Source organism: Rudanella paleaurantiibacter (assembly GCF_009184635.1).
GTDB classification, from domain to species: domain Bacteria; phylum Bacteroidota; class Bacteroidia; order Cytophagales; family Spirosomataceae; genus Rudanella; species Rudanella paleaurantiibacter.
Map to the genome: position 1 here is coordinate 792489 of NZ_WELI01000003.1, position 19405 is coordinate 811893.

Genomic DNA, 19405 nt, shown 5'->3' on the forward strand with positions numbered 1-19405 from the left:
ACAGACGAAGGGCCTCGCCATTGGCGAGGCCCTTCGTCTTATAGGTAGTCGATGCCCGGTTTTTACTGCCGAACCACCTTCACTGTTTTCTGTCCGTTGGGCGTACTCACCTGTAGGAAATACATCCCGACCGAACGGCCCAACTGCACCCGGCGGGTTTCGGTAGCCCCAGCCTGCTCAACCAGTTGATCGCTCACCAGCTGACCCGTAGCGTCGGCCACGCGCAACCGCAGCGAACCGCCAGCGGCCCCGCGTACCACAACCTGCACGACATCGGCCGAGGTCGGGTTGCCCATCACGGTCACGTCCAGCGCAGCAGACGCTTCGGCATTGGCCAGACGACCGGGTGCTCCACCGCTGCACACCGCTTTGAAATCCCAGCTGTAGCTTACCTCACTGGCCGGATTCCCCACGTAACGAGCCTGAAGAGCAAATGGCTGTGCATCGGAAAAAGGCCGCACCGTGTAAGGCCCAGCCACCGTCGACCAGTCGGTGATACCCACCGCCCGGAACTCAACCGGCTGCCCGGTACCGCCCGTGGTATTGAAGGTAAATGCCCCCGTCGAGCAGTTGTAGGTAGGCGCAACAAGCGCCAGCGGTGCCGGTTGTGTGGGGCTAACAGGCGTAGTGGCCGTGCCGCTAATCAGAATAGCGAAACTCACCGACGACGACAGGTTGCCCGGATCGGTAGCCGACACGGTCAGGCCAAGAACTCCGCTTTGGCTCGGTGTTCCCGAAATAGTGCGCGAGCCTGCATTAAACGACAGGCCGTTGGCCGGTAAGCCCGTAGCCGTGTACGTGAGTACATCGGCGTTGGGATCAGTAAAGGCAGGCACCACAAACGTAAACGGAACGCCTACCGTAGCCGACTGCGGGCCCACGGCTGGCGGCACAGGTGCGCCATTGACCGGTGGTGTGCCCGAGCAGAACGCCCGGAAATCGAACGTCCGGTTGAGCGTAACGCCGTCTTGCTGCACCCGCAGAATCACCGTCGAGTTGTTCGGATCGTTTACAATGGCGGCATCAATAAACTGCACTGGGTTACCCGAGGGCACCGTTACGAACACAATAGAGTACAACAAGGGCGAGCCTGAGCCCCCGGCCGTCTGGAACGTTACCTGACGCGTAGCACAGTTATACAGCGGAGCCAGCAGGGTCAGGCTGGTGGGTGCCACGCCCGTACCCGAAGGCGGTGCTGTAGTTGTGCTCGACGGTGGGCTTACCGGATCGGGGTTTTGCGTGCAGAACTGACGGAAATTGAACGACAGCGGCTGGGCCATCTGGCCATCCTGCGAGGCCCCGATAGTAACAATGCCCGAACTGTTGGGGTCGAGCCGAACACCGGCTTCGATAACACCTGTGGGGCTCGTAGCCGACGACCGTTGCACGCCAATGGCCGTGAATGTGATAGGCGAACCGCTGCCCCCACTCGTACGGAAGGTGATCTGACCGGTTGCGCAGTCGTACAGCGGAGTCAGCAACGTAAGCGGGCTGCCCGGCGTGACCGGCGGGTTTTCCGTTGGCGGGGCCAACACACCCCGTACCGTCAGGCGAATCTCGTCGGTATCGTCGTCGTAGTTGTTACAGATCGCATTGTCGAACACCGAATCATGGTCGAACTGATCGGCGCTTTTAATTTCGGCCTGCATCCGCAAAGCCGTGTTTTCGGGAGCCGTTACCGAGGCTGTAAACACAAACTGAGCCGTAGCGTTGGCGGCAATACTACCCGCTGTAAACGTCAGCTCACGGCTTTCGGTGTTGTAGTTTACGCCGGGCGTGCTGCTGCTCACGTACGACAGGCCCACCGGCAACGTAGCGCGGGCAATTACGTTGGTAGCCACCTGCGGACCGAGGTTATTCTTGATCCCAACCCGAATGGTAACGACTTCGTTTTGCGCGGGCGTTGTGTTGCTCACACTCATATTCCCGAACAGCTCCACATCGGCTCCGGCATTGGTAGGCACATTGATACGGGTATCGATGCTCTGTGTGTCGTCTTCGCCGTTGCAGAAACCATTTCCGTGCGGGCTATCGGGATCGTTGTTATCGGCTGACACAATCTCCCAGTACGTATAATACTTGTTGGCGTTCGATGCCGTGCTGGTAGTTGGCGTAGGCGGAACCGTGGCATAGAAATACAGCAACCGACGCTCGCCCGGAGCCAACCCATCCACGTGTAGCATTACCCGACCGGTGCCCGCATCAAAGGTGGTGCCGGGCGTAGTGGGTGTCATGGTCCAGGTGGTCGAGGCCGGGTCGGTAGTGGGGCTATTGTCGGTCGTGTAGCCCGACCCAGCGGGCAGTTGCACCGCAATGTGGATGTTGGTAGCCGGGGTGCTGTCTTCGTTCAGCACGTGGGTCACGTAGCGCACCCGCTCACCGGGCGCGGGCGTCCGGCGGCTCACGTCCACTTTAGGCAAGGCCAAATCGACCGTGGGGAAAGGGTTCTCAGGCAGGTTGATTGTCGCAGTAACAGGGGTTTCGGTACTACGGCAACCCGCATCCGACACGCAAATAGCGCTGTAGTTGTAGAATCCCGAAGCCGAGGGGCTAATCAATACACTCCCCTTGGTACCGTCGGTCCACTCAGGGGTACCCATAATACAACTCGCCGTGAGAGTTACTGATGTTCCATCGGTCGTGGTAAACGAGGCCGGATTACCCGTTACCGTGGGGGCTTTGGGCTGCGCTTCGATCAACAGGGTGCCAGCTACGGATTCGATCAGCAAGCCAGCAAGACGCGCTGTTCCATCCGGCACACAATCCACCGTGTAGGAGAATACCCCCGCTACCGACCCATCAACCCCGTAGGTACTTTGTAGCAGAGCCGACCCACCGGCCGGGGTTATTTGCGGAACAAAAGCCGTGGGGCAACTTGCCGTTATACTCAACGGGGTACCCAAACAGGCAGTCAGGTTCGGGGCAGGGCTTACCGTAGGCCGAATAGGGGCCGGTAACACCTGGATAGTCACTTCAACCTCACTACTCCTGCATCCCCCTCCAGACGACTGGCAGGCTACGTAGTACCACACATCCTGCGGACTGGACGGGGCCACTACTGTTCGGATGGAGCCCGCATCCGGGTCGTCCGCCCAAACCGCCGTTGAACCCGTTGGACAGGTGGCCGTCAGCGAAAAGCTGGCATTTACCTCCACCGTTCCGCTGGCCGGATTACTCACCACAACCGGATCGCTGGGGGCATCGATGCCATAAATCGTAAACTCGGTTGAGCTGCTCTCCTGAGCTGCGTTGGTGCAGGTAAAGGTGTAACTTTCTACGCCCGGATTCACGTTGTAGATCACCAGAAATCCGTTGGACCCCGATGCCGTGCGGCTCTGCGGTCCACTGTACGATGCCGTTGTGTTGACCGGGCAACTGAATTCGATTCCCCGCTCGGTGCCACCCACACAGAGCGACAAAGTGCTGGGTCCGTCGATTGTGGGCGAGGTAGGGCTTGTTTCAATAGCTGCCGATAGCGTTTTGGGCGGATCGGCAGCCAGGGCGGTACTGCAAAGTGCCAATAGACAGCTTACGCATACAATCCAGCACCGGATGACTGACGTAATGGTTCTATTCATCGACTGATAGGAAGAGTAGGTTATTAATAAGCCCTAAGTTACATTAAATCCACATTAACAAAGCAAGTTCTTTCATATATAAACTACCCTTTATATCCTACTAATCAACTAGTTAAATCTGACTATCAATTACTTACCCAAACACCAACAATCAGGTTTAGTGTAGTATTTTTGTATTCGGTTTATATTTATCTGACAACCGGCCTTTCAGTACTGGCCATTCGGACTTCAGACACCGGACGTTAGACTTACTACCTTTATAGAGGGAGGTCCAACGTCTAATGTCCAGTACTGACAAACAGGCCTAACCGTCCTTCATTCACCGCTCGTATCCGTTTTGTTTCGATTCAAACAGTTTACCATTCAGCAGCACCAGACCGCCATGAAGGTTTGTACCGACGCCTGTGTGCTGGGGGCCTACACGCACCCCGGCACCACGCACGTACAACCGGCCCCCACCCTGCTCGATATTGGCACCGGCACCGGATTACTGGCTCTGATGGCCGCCCAGAATTACCCCACCGCCCACCGCATCGACGCTGTGGAGCTCGACCCCGACGCCTTCGGGCAGGCCACCGACAACGTGGCCGCCAGCCCCTTTGCCAACCGCGTCCGGGTACATCAAACCGCCATTCAGGACTTTCGGCCCGGCTACCAGTACGATCTTATTCTGAGCAACCCCCCGTTTTTTACGAATCATCTCCGCTCGCCCGATGCGGCCACCAACCGGGCCCTCCATACCGAAACCCTGCCGTTTACCGATCTTGTAGCGGCCGCCAACCGGTTGTTGCATCCCGAAGGCGAGTGGTGGGTGTTGTTGCCCCCCTATGAGGCCGGGCAGCTCGAAACCCTCGCGCAGCAAGCCAACTTGTGGCCATTCAGCCGGTTGAGCCTGCGCCATAACGCCCGCAAGGCCCCGTTTCGGCACATTACGGGCTACCGCCGAAACCCCACCTCCCTACACACCGACACCCTGACGGTGTACGAATCCGACCCCGCCAACCCCGGCCGAGAAACGTACACCCGCCCCTTCCGCCAACTTCTAAGCCCGTTTTACCTTATTTTTTAAGAACTTTGTGTTCTATGTCTGACTTGCAATTAACCGTTCTGATCCCCCTCTATAACGAAGATGAGTCGCTGCCCGAACTGCACGACTGGATCGTTCGGGTGGTGACGGAGCATCGCTATACGTACGAAATCCTGTTTATCGACGACGGTTCCACCGACCGGTCGTGGTCGGTAATCGAACAGTTGGCCGCGCGCAACCCCGTCCATGTACGCGGGGTTCGGTTTGGCCGCAACTACGGCAAAACAGCCGCCCTCCAGGTGGGCTTCAAGGCCAGCCGGGGTAAGGTGGTGATTACGATGGATGCCGACCTGCAAGACAGCCCCGACGAAATTCCGGATCTGTACCGCATGATTACCCAGGATGGGTACGATCTGGTATCGGGCTGGAAGAAAAAGCGGTACGACCCCATCACCAAAACCCTGCCCACCAAGCTTTTCAACGGCGTATCGCGCTGGGTATCGGGCGTGGAGTTACACGACTTCAATTGTGGGCTGAAAGCCTACCGGCAGGCCGTGGTCAAATCGTTTGATCTTTACGGCGAGATGCACCGTAACTTACCCATTGTGGCCAAATGGAACGGGTTTGGGCGCATTGGCGAAAAAGTGGTGCAGCATCAGGCCCGCAAATACGGTAGCACCAAGTTCGGGCTCGACCGGTTTATCAACGGCTTCCTCGACTTGCTCGTCATTGCGTTCATGCACCGGTTCAGCAAGCGGCCCATGCACTTTTTTGGGGGCTTCGGTACACTGTCGTTTTTTATCGGTACGGTGTTGGCCTTTTACCTCATCGGGCTCAAACTGTACAATATTTCGCAGGGGCTCCGGTTCCGTAACGTTACCGACAACCCTCTGTTCTTCTTTGCTTTAGTGGCTATTATTCTGGGGGTTCAGCTGTTTCTGGCGGGGTTTGTGGGCGAGCTGCTCATCCGCCAAAATCATCATCGGCCCGAAGATTATTTGATTGCCGAACGAATCGAAACCGAGTAGTCTGGCGCCCTAAATACTTACTAATTTGTTACTAATCCCTACCCCCTACCAACCATGATTCAGATTCGCCCCGGCGTTGCGGCCGACATTCCGCAGGTGTTTGATTTAGTGATGGAGTTGGCCGTCTACGAAAAAGCGGCCGATCAGGTAACCAATACCCCCGAGCAAATGCTGCAGGACGGCTTCGGCCCCAACCCTTCATTTGGTTTTCTGGTTGCCGAAGACGACGAAAAAAACCAGATAGTCGGCATTGCCCTGTACTACTACCGTTACTCGACCTGGAAAGGCAAGCGCCTGTACCTGGAAGACATCATCGTGACCGAAGATTACCGGGGTATGGGCATCGGCAAACTCCTCCTCGACGAGACCATCGTGACGGCCCGCCAAACCAACTGCACCGGCATGATGTGGCAGGTACTTGACTGGAACAAACCCGCCATTGGGTTCTACCAGCAGTTTGGCACCCGCTTCGACGATGGCTGGACAAACTGTCACCTCGATTTTTAGTTTAGCGTATACCCGTTCATCAACTCGCACGAGCCTTGTCACTCCCCTCCGATCACATCCGTCTTTTGTTTGGCCTCAAACTGCGTCAGCTTCGTATCGACAGAGGCTTGTCGGTGAGCGAGCTGGCACAGGCTTCGGGCATGGCTGTTTCGTACATCTCCGAAATCGAAAAAGGCCGCAAATACCCCAAAGCGGATAAAATTTCGGCCCTGGCCACGGCCATGAACGTGGATTACGATACACTGGTATCGCTGAAACTGAGCAAAAAGCTCGAACCCATCTCGGACCTGCTTCGCTCCAAGTTTCTGACCGAAATCCCGCTCGAACTGTTCGGCATCGACCCGGCCGATTTGCTGGAGTTGCTCGCCGAAGCCCCCGCCAAGGTGAGTGCTATGATTCGGACGTTTATGGACATTGCCCTCAGCTACAACATGTCGGTTGAGCGGCTGTACATGACCATGCTCCGGTCGTATCAGGAACTACACGACAACCATTTTGAGGACATTGAGGCCGATGCCGACCGGTTTCTGGCCGAGTTTGCTCCAGCCAATGCCCCCGTAACCGAAGGCCTGCTGACTAACCTGCTCAAAACGCGGTACAACGTCACGATTCAGCCCTTCGACCCCGATACCCAGCCCGATTTGGCCACGCTGCGGTCGGTGTACCGGCCCGAAAGTCGGGTGCTGCACCTCAACCGCCACATGGCCCCCGGTCAGCGGGCCTACGTGCTTGCCCGCGAGGTTGGGTTTCAGTACCTCAACCTCAAAGTTCGGCCCTACGCCTATGCTTTTGTCGAAGCCGAGTCGTTTGAGCAGGTTCTTAACAATTATAAGGCTTCATACTTCGCCGGGGCCATTCTGATTCGGCGCGAGCAGCTCATTGCGCGGCTGAGCGAGCTGTTTGCCCGCCCAACCTGGAGCAACGACGATTTCCTGGCCCTGATTGGGGAGTGCGGCTCAACCCCGGAGCGTTTTTTTTACCGGCTCAGCAACGTACTGCCCAAATACTTCGGCATCGACCAATTGTTTTTCTACCGGTTCAACAACACGGCGGGGGAGAATATTTTCCACCTCACCAAAGAGATGCACCTCTCACGCACGCAGGGCCCGCGCGGCATGGTCGATGAGCACTACTGTCGGCGCTGGATTGCGCTGACCATTTTGCAGGAGCTTTCGTTTCTGCAACGCCACAAACAGTTCAGCGGGGCCGTGTGCCGGGCCCAGCTTTCAACCTACGCCGACTCCCGGCAGCAGTACCTGATTGTGTCGGTTGCCTACCCCCACCGAACCACCGAGCAGGAAAACATGAGCGTTTCAATGTGTTTTGTGGTCAACGACGCCCTGCGGAGCAAAATGCAGTTTCTGAGCGACCCCGCCCTCTCGCACCGAATCGTGAACGAAGCCTGCGAACGTTGTGGCATTTTCGACTGCAAAGAGCGGGTCTCGGCCCCCATTGTGCTCCAGAAACGCCGACAACAGGAGGCCACTAAAGCCGCCATGAGCCAGTTGCTGTAAAGATAGAAGCCCGCAAGGGGCCTCATGTGCTTGAACAGGCTTTTACATGAGACCCCTTGCGGGCTTCTATCTTTATGCAGAAAAAGGGTCTATTGAACCGAAAACCTAATTCGGAGCTGACCAACCGTTGACTTTGGGGCTGTAACTTCAATAATCAACTCTTCATTACGCCCATAATAGTCGCTTTGTCTTTTACTCGGCAGGTCATTACCCGCATACGTTCCTTTGGGAATTTCCTCTGTGAAAATACCAGCCGCATTCCCGGCTGTTGGGTTTTTATACCGAACCCGGACAGTAACCGGCTCACTGATAGTCCCCTGTAACCAGTACGTAATCATATTATTTCGGTGGTCGGCTGATGTGATCTCTTTACGCATGGGTACGCTAAAGTCTGCTATCAACACCTCCGTTTCTACCGGATCAATTGAGGAAATGCAACCCGACACGACCAAAAGCAAGGCCGTAATTGTGAAAACCGCAACGTTTTTCATGTTGGTTATTATTGACAGGGTACGTCATCAACCCGGTTATCATTCCGGGAACCGTCTCTGTTATTTAATGGAAGAGAAACTAGAAAAGTACTGCGATAATCTGCCGAATAATTCCAGTCAGTCAAAGCGCCATAATCATTCCCATAGTAATTGAGAACTTCATTACGATAATGCTTCCGATTTGATGTACAAGCGTATTCTTTTAGGTAATTTAGAATTCGATCGAATCCCGGCCTGTACGTCACAATGCCAAACCAACCTGTTCGAACTTCATTATACATAAAGGTACGACCTACCATGTTGTTGTGAAGGTCCATAGCAGTCCTGTCACCAGCAATATCATCACTAGTTGGAATTGTACCTGTAATCGTGTAGCCATCATCGAACAAATAACCTAAAGCATACCTTGGACAACCATCGCATACAGAAACCGTTTCATGAGCAGTAGCAAACATTTTCATTTTGTCTAACGCTACCCATTTATTACCCCTAAACTCAATAATCCACCAAACCCCCAAAGCATTCCAAGCCGCATGTTTAAACGCGTTTGCATTATGATTATCGTTATTACCTGAGCCACCAAAAAAAGAAGGAGATTCTATAATACTTTCTATCATAGTTCGTGCATTATCTACAGCCTGTGCAGATGTAGGATTCCAAGCAATCAACGCGTTTTCAAGCGGGTTACTGCTTAGACTAGAGGCCATCTTCCCTCCTTTTTTAGCCTTCATTCTTTTGGCTAACTCAGGGGCTATATCAAGTTTAATTAAGTCGGAGTAATAGTCAAAAATAAACTGGCCATTTTTGTCAACATCCTGCTCAGTCTTTATATCAGGAAAGTCTTTGCGTATGCGAGCCAAGTCATTTGCTCGCAAAGGGTGCCGACTCAGATCAGGGTATTTGCTGGATGCATTGATAATAAGCTGCATGATTTCCTCTTGCGTCAACAGCTCCCAACCTGATCTATCCTGCCCTGCTATACGTGCAGTAGCTTTGCTTTGCCCCATCATATTCTGATCAAACCAAGCCATATATTGGTCGAACGTTTGACCAAATATTTCCGTGGGAACACCAGCGGGAACCCGCATATGCACCTCCTTCATTGAAATATAGCGGTCATCGGAAGTAGTTGTAGCTAATAAGTCGGCCGTTTCTAACTCAGGTTTACAGGAGATGAGAGTTACGCTCAGAAGAATAAACTGAAAAAAAAGTTTAACTTCACAAATAGAAAAAACTTTATTTAACATAACAGGTGGTTGTTTAGTCCGCCTGCGGGTTGTTTAGTCCGCCTGCGGGTTGTTTAGTCCGCCTGCGGGTTGTTTAGTCCGCCTGCGGGTTGTTTAGTCCGCCACAAATATAAAGTTATGTACAAGACAGGCACAAATGCATTTATTTACCGGTTAGTTACATAACTATATCTACGATAACATACTGAAATACAATGTTTACACTTTCAACTTGATCGGATTACGCCGACTCCCGGCAGCAGTACCTGATTGTGTCGGTGGCCTACCCCCACCGAACCACCGAGCAGGAAAACATGAGCGTTTCAATGTGTTTTGTGGTCAACGACGCCCTGCGCAGTAAGATGCAGTTTCTGAGCGACCCCGCCCTCTCGCACCGGATTGTCAATGAAGCCTGCGAACGTTGTGGCATTTTCGATTGCAAAGAGCGGGTGTCGGCCCCCATTGTGCTCCAGAAACGTCGGCAGCAGGAGGCTACCAAAATCGCCATGAGGCAATTGCTTTGAGGGGATCGATAAAATCTGGCCATAATAACATACTACCCAAAAAGTGAGACACCCAAAAGCGTCTTACTTTTTTTTGATATGCCTGTTACTTTTCTCTGAAGTGGAAGTATTAACAGATGCTTGGGCACAAGTACAAGTACCTGACGTCAGGCCCGAGACTATATCCACATGCATTTAGAAATGCCCCTGAGGTCGGAAGCGCTAATCGAAATCCTGTCGATTAGCCTCCGACCTCGTTGGTTTTAAGCACTTACCAATGCCCGATATTCATCCATATCACCCCACAAGCGTTCCACCAGATCGTTCAGATCTGCATGGCCCAGCTCGGTAGGATCGTCGTAGGCCGAAACCAGAAGTACATGATCCCGAATCAGATCGCGGAAGTCCCCTTTCAGTTTTATCAAATAAACGTCATCAATGCCATGCTGTGCTAAAAACTGCACTAATCGCTCCGGCCTTGACCCTTTTGCTCCCAATTCTCTGACCAACGCGCCCCCAAACCGAAGCGTAGCGAATCCGTGCCGAAAGGATTCGAAAAGGTAACTCTTTATATCGTTACGCAAATCCACCATCTTTTCGTCTTCGTGGCCGGAAACCAATCGTTGTTGACCATAGTACTTTGCCAAATGACAGGCAGCAAAAAAGGCTGTCCGGCGATCTTGCACCCGCCGGGGTCGAAACGGATGGTTAGGCGTTTTAGGTAGCCGAATCAGCCGGTAAGCCTCCCCTTCGAGTGTCGAAAGCAAACCAGCCAACTGCCTGTCGTACGAATCGAAACCTACTCGGGTTTGATTTTGCTGCTCTACCGACATTTGCCGGTGAAAGCGAATCGGGAGGGGGTCAATCGGAACCAGACCTTCATCTGTCGGCGGAGAGGGCTTTAGCACCGCCACCATCGCCATAACTCGGTCCTGATCTACGAGTGTAGCCATACCAAACAGGTGCCGAATCTGATCGTGACGCTCGATATGCCCTTTATCATCGCACAAGGATACCAGCAACGAGCCTTGCAGCAGCTGATTGGTAGGTAAGCCAAATTGTATCCGTAACAAATGATCGCGGCTTACCTCAGCGATCCCCTCTCCGGAGCGACCATTCCCCGACAACAGGGCCTTCCCCGACCGGTTTATTTCCAGCCGATACCGAAATATCTCCGGGTAGTCATTGGGGTTTCGGCGTTCGGTCATGTACAAATCATACGTACCCGCCAGCCGGGCCAGGGGGCGCGCCCGCGTGATATTTTTGAGTTCTTCCACCGCCTGACTGTCGGTGGCGGCTGCCAACCCCTGCTGGCCACTCAGGTACTGCCCTACCTCCTGATACTGAGAACTTTGACAAAAGGTAAACAGATCGAGGTCGGCCACGATTGGGTCGGCTTGTTTCTGCAACACAACCCGCCCCGACGTGGGGTGCGTAAAGCTGTGATCAAAACCAGCGTACACGCCCAGCAGGTAGCGATTATCGGTAAGGCCACCCTCCAGAAAATAGTGCAGCCGGTAGGCTCCATTTTCGTAGTCAAAATCCAGATCGACCCGAATACCGTGGTTAAGGGGGCTTGCAAAGCCCTGCAAACGGGGATGCTTATGCTGAGTCGGGTACCGGCAATCGACCCGGCCCGCCCGCGAGATTTTGCAGGAGAACAAGGTCACATGCCCCGTAATTGGATGCACAAAAAAGCCTTGATACGAATCGGCAACCTCGGCCAGTAACCAGGCGTTTTTGGCACGAGGTAATGCATCAAACGATTCAACAACCCCATCAACGGGCACATCGACCCGCTGCCCCAGCAAAAAATGAAACACATCGTCGGGGATGCTTTCGGGGTTCTGAATATACTGCCGGATAAGGTCTTCGCACGCTTCGACCGATGCCTGCCGCCACCATACCATGAGCCCCGCAGCCGGATGAGCCTGATTAAACTTACCACTCAAACTGGCAAAAGCGCCCACATAGATCGGAGCCTTGTCGCTCGTCCAGTCGAGGGTAATCTGTGTCCAGACACCGGTCCGTTTCTGACCGGGGGCGTCTACCAGTCGTAACGACAACATACGCCCGTCCGATGGGTTGCTTTCGGTCACTACTGTTTTATGCGCCCCGTCGCTGTACCAGTACGTGATTTCGGTTTCCACCCACGAATCATCGAGCGAGTTAGCCCCGGCCGATGGTTGTACCAGAGCATACCCTACTTTCTCTTTAGTCTTTTTACGGTGTGGACGCCAGTAGAACGCCAGAAAACACGGTTGCCCCGGCGTGGGGGCCGGGCTACCGCCCCCCGACGGTTCTGTTTCTACCTGCCTGGGCTTGCGGCCCAGCCCTTCTTTTTTCCGAAGTCTCCCCGCATGCGTATCGATAGGCTGATTCTGATTCAGAAAAACAAGCTGCCCGTTCTGCTCACTTACCGATAACCGCCCGCCCGATTTGGCTATCAGGTAATGCACCAGCGCTATAGTCCGAAACTTGAGCCACTTAATGGGGCGCAACCTACTTTGTTCAATGTTGGGGTTTAGCAGATAACTCAAATTGGTGGTACTGATGGTGTCAGGTTCCTGATGGCTGATATACAGCAACGATTTATAGGGTTCCCTGGCCAGATCGGAGTAAATGGTTTTCTGACTTATCCGTAGTGCCAGTACAAAAGCCCGCAAACCGAGTACCACCTCTCTGCGGTTAGGATGGTCGAAAAATGAAGCTGAATCCGTATCGTCGGGTAGGTAGCGTTGAAGAAGCTCTTCAACCGTTTCATCCCGATGAACACCTTCATCAGTAAACGTTTTTGTCATATGGGTGAGAATATAGTGGGACTGAAAATTGGCTGAAAATAAAGTGATTATCAATGAATAAACGTGAAAATAAAGTGATTTGTAACTGATAATTTAAATATTTATATTTAAGGAAGTCAACCGGGACCTTTGCATGGATGAAACCCATATGCAAGGTCTTGTTTGTCATGGCATTCGGAATGAGTGCCTGCCGTGAGGTGGCTCCTCAGCCTCAACCCCAAACAGAGGATCAGGTTCGTGTGCGCCCCACCGGGCCAACGCCAATCGCAAAGCCCGATAGTACGGCTAGCCGGCCCCGGTACGACTACTAAGTAACCCTTCAGTAAAAACCACTATCCCGGCAGTCGGGGTAGTGGTTTTTTTTTATGAATTTAGGCGGCAATATTCCTTACCACCCTACCTACCGGCAACTCATGAAACGTACTATTCTTGTTTGGTTGATACTAAGCGTACAGGCTGTTTGGGCGCAACCCCGTCAGGTAGTTATCAGCCAGATAAAAGCGCTGATTGCGCAAGGAGAGAAAGCCGAAAGTACCCATGACAACACCCGGGCCATTGGGTTCTACCAACAGGCCCTCAACCTTAGTCATAAGGCACAACTACCGGCCTACTCCATTCTGCTCTGTGTAGATATTGGCATTCTGAAAAGCCAGTTAACGCAGGTGTCCGAAGCCCTTACCTACCTCCGGCGGGCCAATGAGTACTACCATACCTTCCGCGAAAAATCAGTACGGCGTCGGTTCATGATTGACTATAGCTTTGCCATAGTCCATATCGGGTTAACCCAACTTGATTCGGCAACGCACTATTTCAACCAGTGTAGTTACCTCATCAAAACCCACAACGACTCACTCAAATCCTTTAACCACTACCTCGACCTCTACTACCTGGAGCGGTCGTATCTGGCGCAGGAAACCATGAACTTCACCGAAAGCATTGCGCTCAACGAGGAAGCCATCCGACGCTACAAAGCCCGAAACAAAACCGACGACGGGTCGGGGAATCATTACAACTCACTCGGCAAGTCGTATGCAGCCTTGGGGCAGTTTGCCCGTGCCGACTCCGCCTTTAGCCGCGCGGCTACTCTGTACGCCAGCACACCTTTGTTTGAGGCTATTATTCTTTGCAACCTTACCGACTCCCAGGTGCAGCAAGGCCGGGCGTCGGCGGGGGCGCAAACCCTCCAACGCGCCCAACAGGCTTACAAACGCTACCAGCGCCAAACCGGCGAAACGGATGCCGATGTGGAGCGTCGGCTTCGGCAAAACCGGGCGGGGGTATATCTGGCTCAGGGCAATCTACCCCGCGCTGAAGCGGCCTTTAACGAACTGCTCACGTTCTGCGCCAAATACTTTCCAATGCCCTCTGGCTTCCGGGTCGATGCGTACCTGAGCATGAGCCGCCTGTACGAGCAACAGCGTAACCCGGCGGCCGTACGCAAGGCCCTCGATGCCGCAGTGCGCGAAGCCTACGGGCCACGGGCTACCTCACCCGAACAGGCCGTATTGCCACGCTCCCTGGTATCGGCCCTGACGGCACGGGCCGATTTCCTGGCCCGTACCCCGGCCCCCTCGCCAACCGAACGGGCCGCCAACGCCCGCGAGGCTCTGACCACCTACGAACAGGCTATCGACCTGGTAGCCTCGCTCCGGCGGGGTGCCTTGTTGCCCGAATCAAAGGCTTTTCTGGCCGCCAAAGCCGCTCCGCTGTTCGAACCGGCGTTATCGCTCTGCTACGAACTGGCGCAGCAGCCTACCCAAACCGATGTTTACACCCGCAAAGCATTCGCCCTTTTCGACCGATTTCAGAACAGCCTGCTGGCCGATGCCCAGCTTGAGCAACGGCTCATGCGGCAGTACTTGCCCGCCCCGATGCAGGCCGAATGGCGTCGGCTGAGTCAACGACTGAGTCAGCTCCGGCTCGTGCGCGAAACGGGCAACCCTGCCACCGAAGCCGAGTTAAACCAAACCGAGAAAAGCCTGATTGAATGGCAGCAACGCACCGACCGTACGCACCCGCAATACCGGCAGGCACTGAGTAGGGTAACACAACTGTCGATGACCGATTACCAGACGGTGCTGCAACCAGGCGAAGCGTTGCTATGCTACGCGCCAACCCCGGCCGGGTTGCTGGTGCTTGCGCTACACAAACGGGGCGCTTTGTTTCGGCGATTGCCGGTAAGCCCGGCCGGGCTGGATCAGGCCCTAAGCCGTTACCGGGCCGAGGTGAGCCGTAACCCCGGTATTGTAGGCAGTTACGACAACCGCCCCGGTCAGGCGGTGTACAAGCTGTTGCTGGCCCCAATTCGGGCTCAGTTACCCGACCTTACCGCCCTGACTGTGGTACCGCCCCCCAACTGGCAAATACCATTCGAGGCCCTCGAAACCCAGGCGGGGCGTTGGCTTCTTCAAGACGTTGACGTAGGGTATCAGTTTAACCTGTCGGGGCGGCTCCTCCCCCCTGACCCGGTGCAAACCCGGCACGAAGCCCTTAGTTTTGCTCCGTTTGCCGCCGATACCGGCCGCAGCCCGTTTCGGATGCCCAACGGATTTTTGCTCAGGTCGCTGCGGGCCTCTGCCGAAGAGGCCACCCTCCCCGACGGCCAAAGCTGGCTCGGCAAAGCGGCTTCCAAACAACGCTTTTTAGAAGATGCACAACACACCCGGTTGTTGCTGGTTACGACCCATACCTATCCGGGGCCCCGCGAAACGGCACTGGTGTTTCACCCGGCAGAGACCGACTACCTGCTTTACCCCTCTGAACTTCAACACGCCGATTTACGGTCGGTAGGGTTAGCGGCCCTGTCGGCCTGCGCCACCGAAAAAGGAGTTCAGTTACCGGGCGACGGCGTACACAGCCTGGGGCGGGCTATGGCGTGGGCGGGTGCCCAAAGCGTGACGTGCTCGTGGTTTAATGTCAACGATGAAGCGCAGGCGCTGTTGGCCCGCCATTTCTTCCCGAAACTAAACAATGGACAGTCGATTCGGGAAAACTGGCGACAGGCACGGCTTGAGTTTCTGGCCTCACCCGACGCCAATCGGTACAGCGGGCACCCGCACTGGTGGGCCGGTGTGGCACTGTACGGTGGGCATACGCCTTTTGAGCCGGAGTCGGCTTCGATACCGGGATGGCTGATAGGATTACTGGCCGGTTCAGCCGGTATTTCGGGCTGGCGGCTACTCAGTCGAAAAGACCGCGCCAAAAAATCCGGACTCTAATCCGGGTTCGGTCGAGCAGGGTACCAGGAAATCGGGGGTGCTCAATGGCCTCATACTGGCTCCAGTACCAGCGCGCCTTATCAACAGCCCCCAGTTTAAGGCACGCGAGCGACAGGTTCCACCAGATCGCTTCGCGCAGGTAGGGGCTGATGGGCGCGCGAGCGGCCTTCTCGTACAGGCTAACGGCCGTAGCAAAGTTGCCATCGGTATAATACGCATTGGCCCGGATAAACTGGTCGAGGGCTTGTTGTTCGGCAGGGCGCAGCTCGTCGCGGGGCGTCTGAACAGCGTCGCGATGGACGCCCGCGTTAAGATCGGCATTGGCCAGGCTTACCTCGCTCACAATCAGATACACTCCGCCCACTAACAGCAGTATAGCGGCCATTGCCAACCGCCAGAACACCCCACGGCCGGAGGGAGTCGTAGCGCCCTCTGGTACCGGCTCAGGCATGGGTTCGGCATCGAGCTGGGTCATTACGGCGCGCGCCATCCGAATCAACTCGGCCTCTTGCGCAAATCGCTGCGTTCGTTGCAGGCTTTGCACGGTTTCACGAAACGCCGGTTCCTTTTCCATACGTTCTTCGATAGCCCGGCGGTCGGTGTCGGGCAATTGGTTAGCGAGGTATCGCTCTATCTGTTCAAGTACCTCAGTAGTAAACTTCATATTTTTTGAGCAGGCTGCCCAGCTCCAGTTTCGCCCGGTAATATCGTTGTTTGGCCGCCTGGGCCGTTATCTGCAACAACTCGCCAATTTCCTGATGGCTTTTCCCTTCGAAATCATACCATTGAAACAGCTGCCGGTCGGCCGGCGACAGCTGCCCCAGAATTTGGTCAGAAATGTCCTGCTGCTCCTGTTCAAACAACAGGCTGTCGGCCTGAAGTGGCTCCGTGGTTTCGCGGTTTATGTACTCCTGATCGCGGGCCATCCGGTTGAGCGTTCGTTTTCGTTCTTTCAGGTACAGATTCCAGCAAATGCTATAAAGGTACGTGCCAATGGTAGCCTCCGCAGGTTCGTAGTCTGTATGCCAAACCTTTTTCAGGAATGTAACAATGGCCTCCTGAAAGACATCATTGGCAAATTCTGAGCCCAGAAGCTCCCCCTGGCTATCCGCTTTAACAAATCCCTGCACAAATTTTTTATAACTATACAACTGCCTGACCGCCCACTCGACCCTCGATGGGGTACGGGAACGGATGGCATCCACAAGTTCACGGTCATTGGGTTGATTTGGCATAACTCTCTGAAGGCGCGTTCTGCCCATTAATGCGCCTTACCGCCCAAAAAGTAACAAGAAAAATAGACATACCGCCCCCCAAGGCCCCCGTTCGCGTACCTATCTTTGTTTTTTACCTTTTGATACGATGCAACAGCCCGATACCATTACCGATCGCTTTTTCCGGTATGTACAGATTGATACCCAATCGGACCCGACCTCGACGGCCAACCCCAGTACCGAGAAACAAAAAAACCTGAGCCGCCTGCTCGTGCAGGAACTGCACCAGATGGGTATTACCGATGCCGAGCTCGACCCGTGGGGCTACGTGTACGCGACCATACCGGCCAACTCGCCTAAACCTAATATCCCCGTCATCTGCTTCTGCTCCCACGTCGATACCTCGCCCGATGTGACAGGAGCCAACGTGAGGCCCCTAATCCATACCGCCTACGATGGCCGTGACCTGGTGCTGCCCGACGACCCCACCCAGGTCATCCGGCTGGCCGACCACCCCGACCTGGCCGGGCAGATAGGCAACGATATTATTACGGCCAGTGGCACTACCCTGCTCGGAGCCGATAACAAGGCGGGGGTGGCTGCCATCATGACAGCCGCGCACCGACTCATGACCACGCCCGAGATTCAGCACGGTACCATCCGGATTCTGTTTACGCCCGACGAGGAGGTTGGTCGGGGCACCGAAAAAGTAGACATGGCCAAACTGGGGGCCCATTTTGGCTATACCATCGACGGGGAATCGGTGGGGACGCTTGAAGATGAGACCTTCTCGGCCGATGGGGTTCGGATTACGATTCAGGGCGTTTCGACCCACCCCGGTTTTGCGAAGGGCAAACTCGAAAACGCGCTCAAAATAGCTGCCGATTTACTGGCCCGCCTGCCTAAAGACACCCTCTCGCCCGAGACCACCGAGGGTAAAGAAGGCTTTATTCACCCCGGCCATCTGGAAGGGAATCAGGACCGGGCTACGCTTGATTTCATCATTCGCGATTTTACAGTGGCGGGTCTGCACGAGAAAGAGGCCTACCTGCAAGCCCAACTCGATGCGGTGCTCAAACAGTACCCGCATTCAACGGCCGAACTGGTCGTAACGGAGCAGTACCGCAATATGAAAGAGGTACTCGACGACTACCCGGCCGTGGTCGATAATGCGCTGGAGGGCATCCGGCGGGCAGGGCTCAACCCTGAGCGTCGGAGCATTCGGGGCGGCACCGATGGGTCGCGATTGTCGTTTATGGGCCTACCCTGCCCCAATATTTTTGCGGGCGAACACGCCTTTCACTCACGGCAGGAGTGGGTATCGGTTCAGGACATGGAAAAGGCCGCCGAGGTGATTGTCAACGTGGCGCAGGTCTGGGAAGAGCGGACGCCGGCCCTGTAAGAGCCCCAAACCTGAGGCACCAAACCTGCAAGGTCTTTAAGACCTTACAGGTTTTTGCAGGTCTTACTGACTGTAGCTGACTCCCGACTTACAGGTTTTTTCGCAACTAATCACCTGCTACCTGCATGTACAACGACCCACTACTTCCTGGTCGCTACTACCACCTGTTTAATCATGCTGTTGGTGACGAAAACCTATTTCGTTGCCACGATAATTACATCTATTTTTTGAAGCAATATGCAGCTTATATCCAACCCATTGCCAGAACGTTTACGTATTGTTTAATGCCAAATCACTTCCACTTTTTGGTTCAGATTGCTGATGAAGCCGAAATTGAACATTGTTTTCAAACTATAAAACCGGAGGAGGCCAAACCCGTTTCGTTCAACCATTCTTCCTTTGTGGTACAGCAATTCAGCAACTTATGTAACAGCTACGCTAAGGCCTATAATAAACGTTTTAATAGACGTGGGTCACTGTTTATTGACAAACTAAAGCGCAAGGAAGTAGATTCCGATACGTACTTCACCCGGTTAATTGCCTATATCCACACGAATCCTGTACATCATGGGTTTTGTCAAAAGGCAGAATTATGGTCTTACTCATCCCTGACATCTATGACCAGTTCAAAACCAACCTTACTTGAGCGCAATACTGTGTTAGATTGGTTTGGGGGCGTAGAATCATTCGTTGCTTTTCATCAGCAAATACACCCCACTCAAAAAGGCGAAGACTGGGAATTTGGGTATTAGACTATCAAACTTGAAGTTGTCTTGAACCCCTGAAAGTGAGCCAGTGAAAAATAGAGCAAAAATCTTAATTTTCACGGTAAACAAAAGGGAAATGAAAGCAAACCGATTCACCGAATCGCAAATGGTGGCCATCCTCAAACAGCA

General features: G+C 54.2%; 14 protein-coding genes. 8 read left to right on the plus strand and 6 right to left on the minus strand.

What is annotated here, in order from left to right:
- Nucleotides 1–62: 62 nt before the first annotated feature.
- Nucleotides 63–3578: a putative Ig domain-containing protein gene (locus F5984_RS11825; protein WP_152124439.1), complete on the minus strand. Its 3516-nt coding sequence runs from the start codon at nucleotides 3576–3578 to the stop codon at nucleotides 63–65.
- A 337-nt stretch (nucleotides 3579–3915) separates the two neighbouring features.
- Here F5984_RS11825 and F5984_RS11830 point away from each other — a divergent pair, with 337 nt between their 5' ends.
- The 4 genes from F5984_RS11830 to F5984_RS11845 are packed head-to-tail and all read left to right on the plus strand — an operon-like array spanning nucleotide 3916 to nucleotide 7654.
- Nucleotides 3916–4647 (plus strand): tRNA1(Val) (adenine(37)-N6)-methyltransferase, encoded by a 732-nt coding sequence (locus F5984_RS11830; RefSeq protein WP_152124440.1) that lies wholly within the window; start codon nucleotides 3916–3918, stop codon nucleotides 4645–4647.
- 14 nt (nucleotides 4648–4661) lie between these two features.
- A complete protein-coding gene (locus F5984_RS11835; protein ID WP_152124441.1) occupies nucleotides 4662–5633 on the plus strand; it encodes a glycosyltransferase family 2 protein in 972 nt (323 codons plus the stop codon).
- Nucleotides 5634–5687: 54 nt separating this feature from the next.
- Nucleotides 5688–6140, plus strand: coding sequence for a GNAT family N-acetyltransferase (locus F5984_RS11840; protein ID WP_152124442.1), 453 nt, complete (start codon nucleotides 5688–5690; stop codon nucleotides 6138–6140).
- Nucleotides 6141–6175: 35 nt separating this feature from the next.
- Nucleotides 6176–7654: a helix-turn-helix domain-containing protein gene (locus F5984_RS11845; RefSeq protein ID WP_152124443.1), complete on the plus strand. Its 1479-nt coding sequence runs from the start codon at nucleotides 6176–6178 to the stop codon at nucleotides 7652–7654.
- Between the two features lie 89 nt (nucleotides 7655–7743).
- Here the strand turns inward: F5984_RS11845 and F5984_RS11850 are convergent, their stop codons facing one another.
- Together F5984_RS11850 and F5984_RS11855 are read right to left on the minus strand one after the other, a co-directional pair.
- Complete coding sequence (locus tag F5984_RS11850) at nucleotides 7744–8145, minus strand: hypothetical protein (RefSeq protein ID WP_152124444.1); 402 nt, start codon at nucleotides 8143–8145, stop codon at nucleotides 7744–7746.
- Between the two features lie 8 nt (nucleotides 8146–8153).
- The gene (locus F5984_RS11855) at nucleotides 8154–9392 is read right to left on the minus strand and encodes a DUF6973 domain-containing protein (RefSeq protein ID WP_152124445.1); all 1239 of its coding nucleotides are present in this window, start codon (nucleotides 9390–9392) and stop codon (nucleotides 8154–8156) included.
- Between the two features lie 293 nt (nucleotides 9393–9685).
- Here F5984_RS11855 and F5984_RS11860 point away from each other — a divergent pair, with 293 nt between their 5' ends.
- Nucleotides 9686–9895 (plus strand): hypothetical protein, encoded by a 210-nt coding sequence (locus F5984_RS11860; protein ID WP_185155486.1) that lies wholly within the window; start codon nucleotides 9686–9688, stop codon nucleotides 9893–9895.
- Nucleotides 9896–10137: 242 nt separating this feature from the next.
- Here the strand turns inward: F5984_RS11860 and F5984_RS11865 are convergent, their stop codons facing one another.
- Entirely contained in the window at nucleotides 10138–12675 is a 2538-nt protein-coding gene (locus F5984_RS11865; RefSeq protein WP_152124446.1) for a hypothetical protein, read from the minus strand.
- 413 nt (nucleotides 12676–13088) lie between these two features.
- Between F5984_RS11865 and F5984_RS11870 the strand changes: the two genes are divergently transcribed.
- Nucleotides 13089–15893 carry a CHAT domain-containing protein gene (locus F5984_RS11870; protein WP_185155487.1) on the plus strand — a complete coding sequence of 935 codons (2805 nt, stop codon included), beginning with the start codon at nucleotides 13089–13091 and terminating at the stop codon, nucleotides 15891–15893.
- On the opposite strand, the gene F5984_RS11875 is transcribed toward F5984_RS11870, so the two are convergent.
- Nucleotides 15856–16557: an anti-sigma factor gene (locus tag F5984_RS11875; RefSeq protein ID WP_152124448.1), complete on the minus strand. Its 702-nt coding sequence runs from the start codon at nucleotides 16555–16557 to the stop codon at nucleotides 15856–15858. The genes F5984_RS11870 and F5984_RS11875 overlap by 38 nt on opposite strands.
- On the minus strand, nucleotides 16541–17128 hold the full coding sequence (locus tag F5984_RS11880; RefSeq protein ID WP_185155488.1) for an RNA polymerase sigma factor: 588 nt from the start codon (nucleotides 17126–17128) through the stop codon (nucleotides 16541–16543). Before F5984_RS11880 ends, F5984_RS11875 begins: the two co-directional genes overlap by 17 nt.
- Nucleotides 17129–17255: 127 nt before the next feature.
- Here F5984_RS11880 and pepT point away from each other — a divergent pair, with 127 nt between their 5' ends.
- Both pepT and F5984_RS11890 read left to right on the plus strand, forming a co-directional pair.
- A complete protein-coding gene (pepT, locus tag F5984_RS11885; RefSeq protein WP_152124450.1) occupies nucleotides 17256–18509 on the plus strand; it encodes a peptidase T in 1254 nt (417 codons plus the stop codon).
- Nucleotides 18510–18634: 125 nt separating this feature from the next.
- On the plus strand, nucleotides 18635–19261 hold the full coding sequence (locus tag F5984_RS11890; protein WP_152124451.1) for a hypothetical protein: 627 nt from the start codon (nucleotides 18635–18637) through the stop codon (nucleotides 19259–19261).
- Nucleotides 19262–19405: the final 144 nt, after the last annotated feature.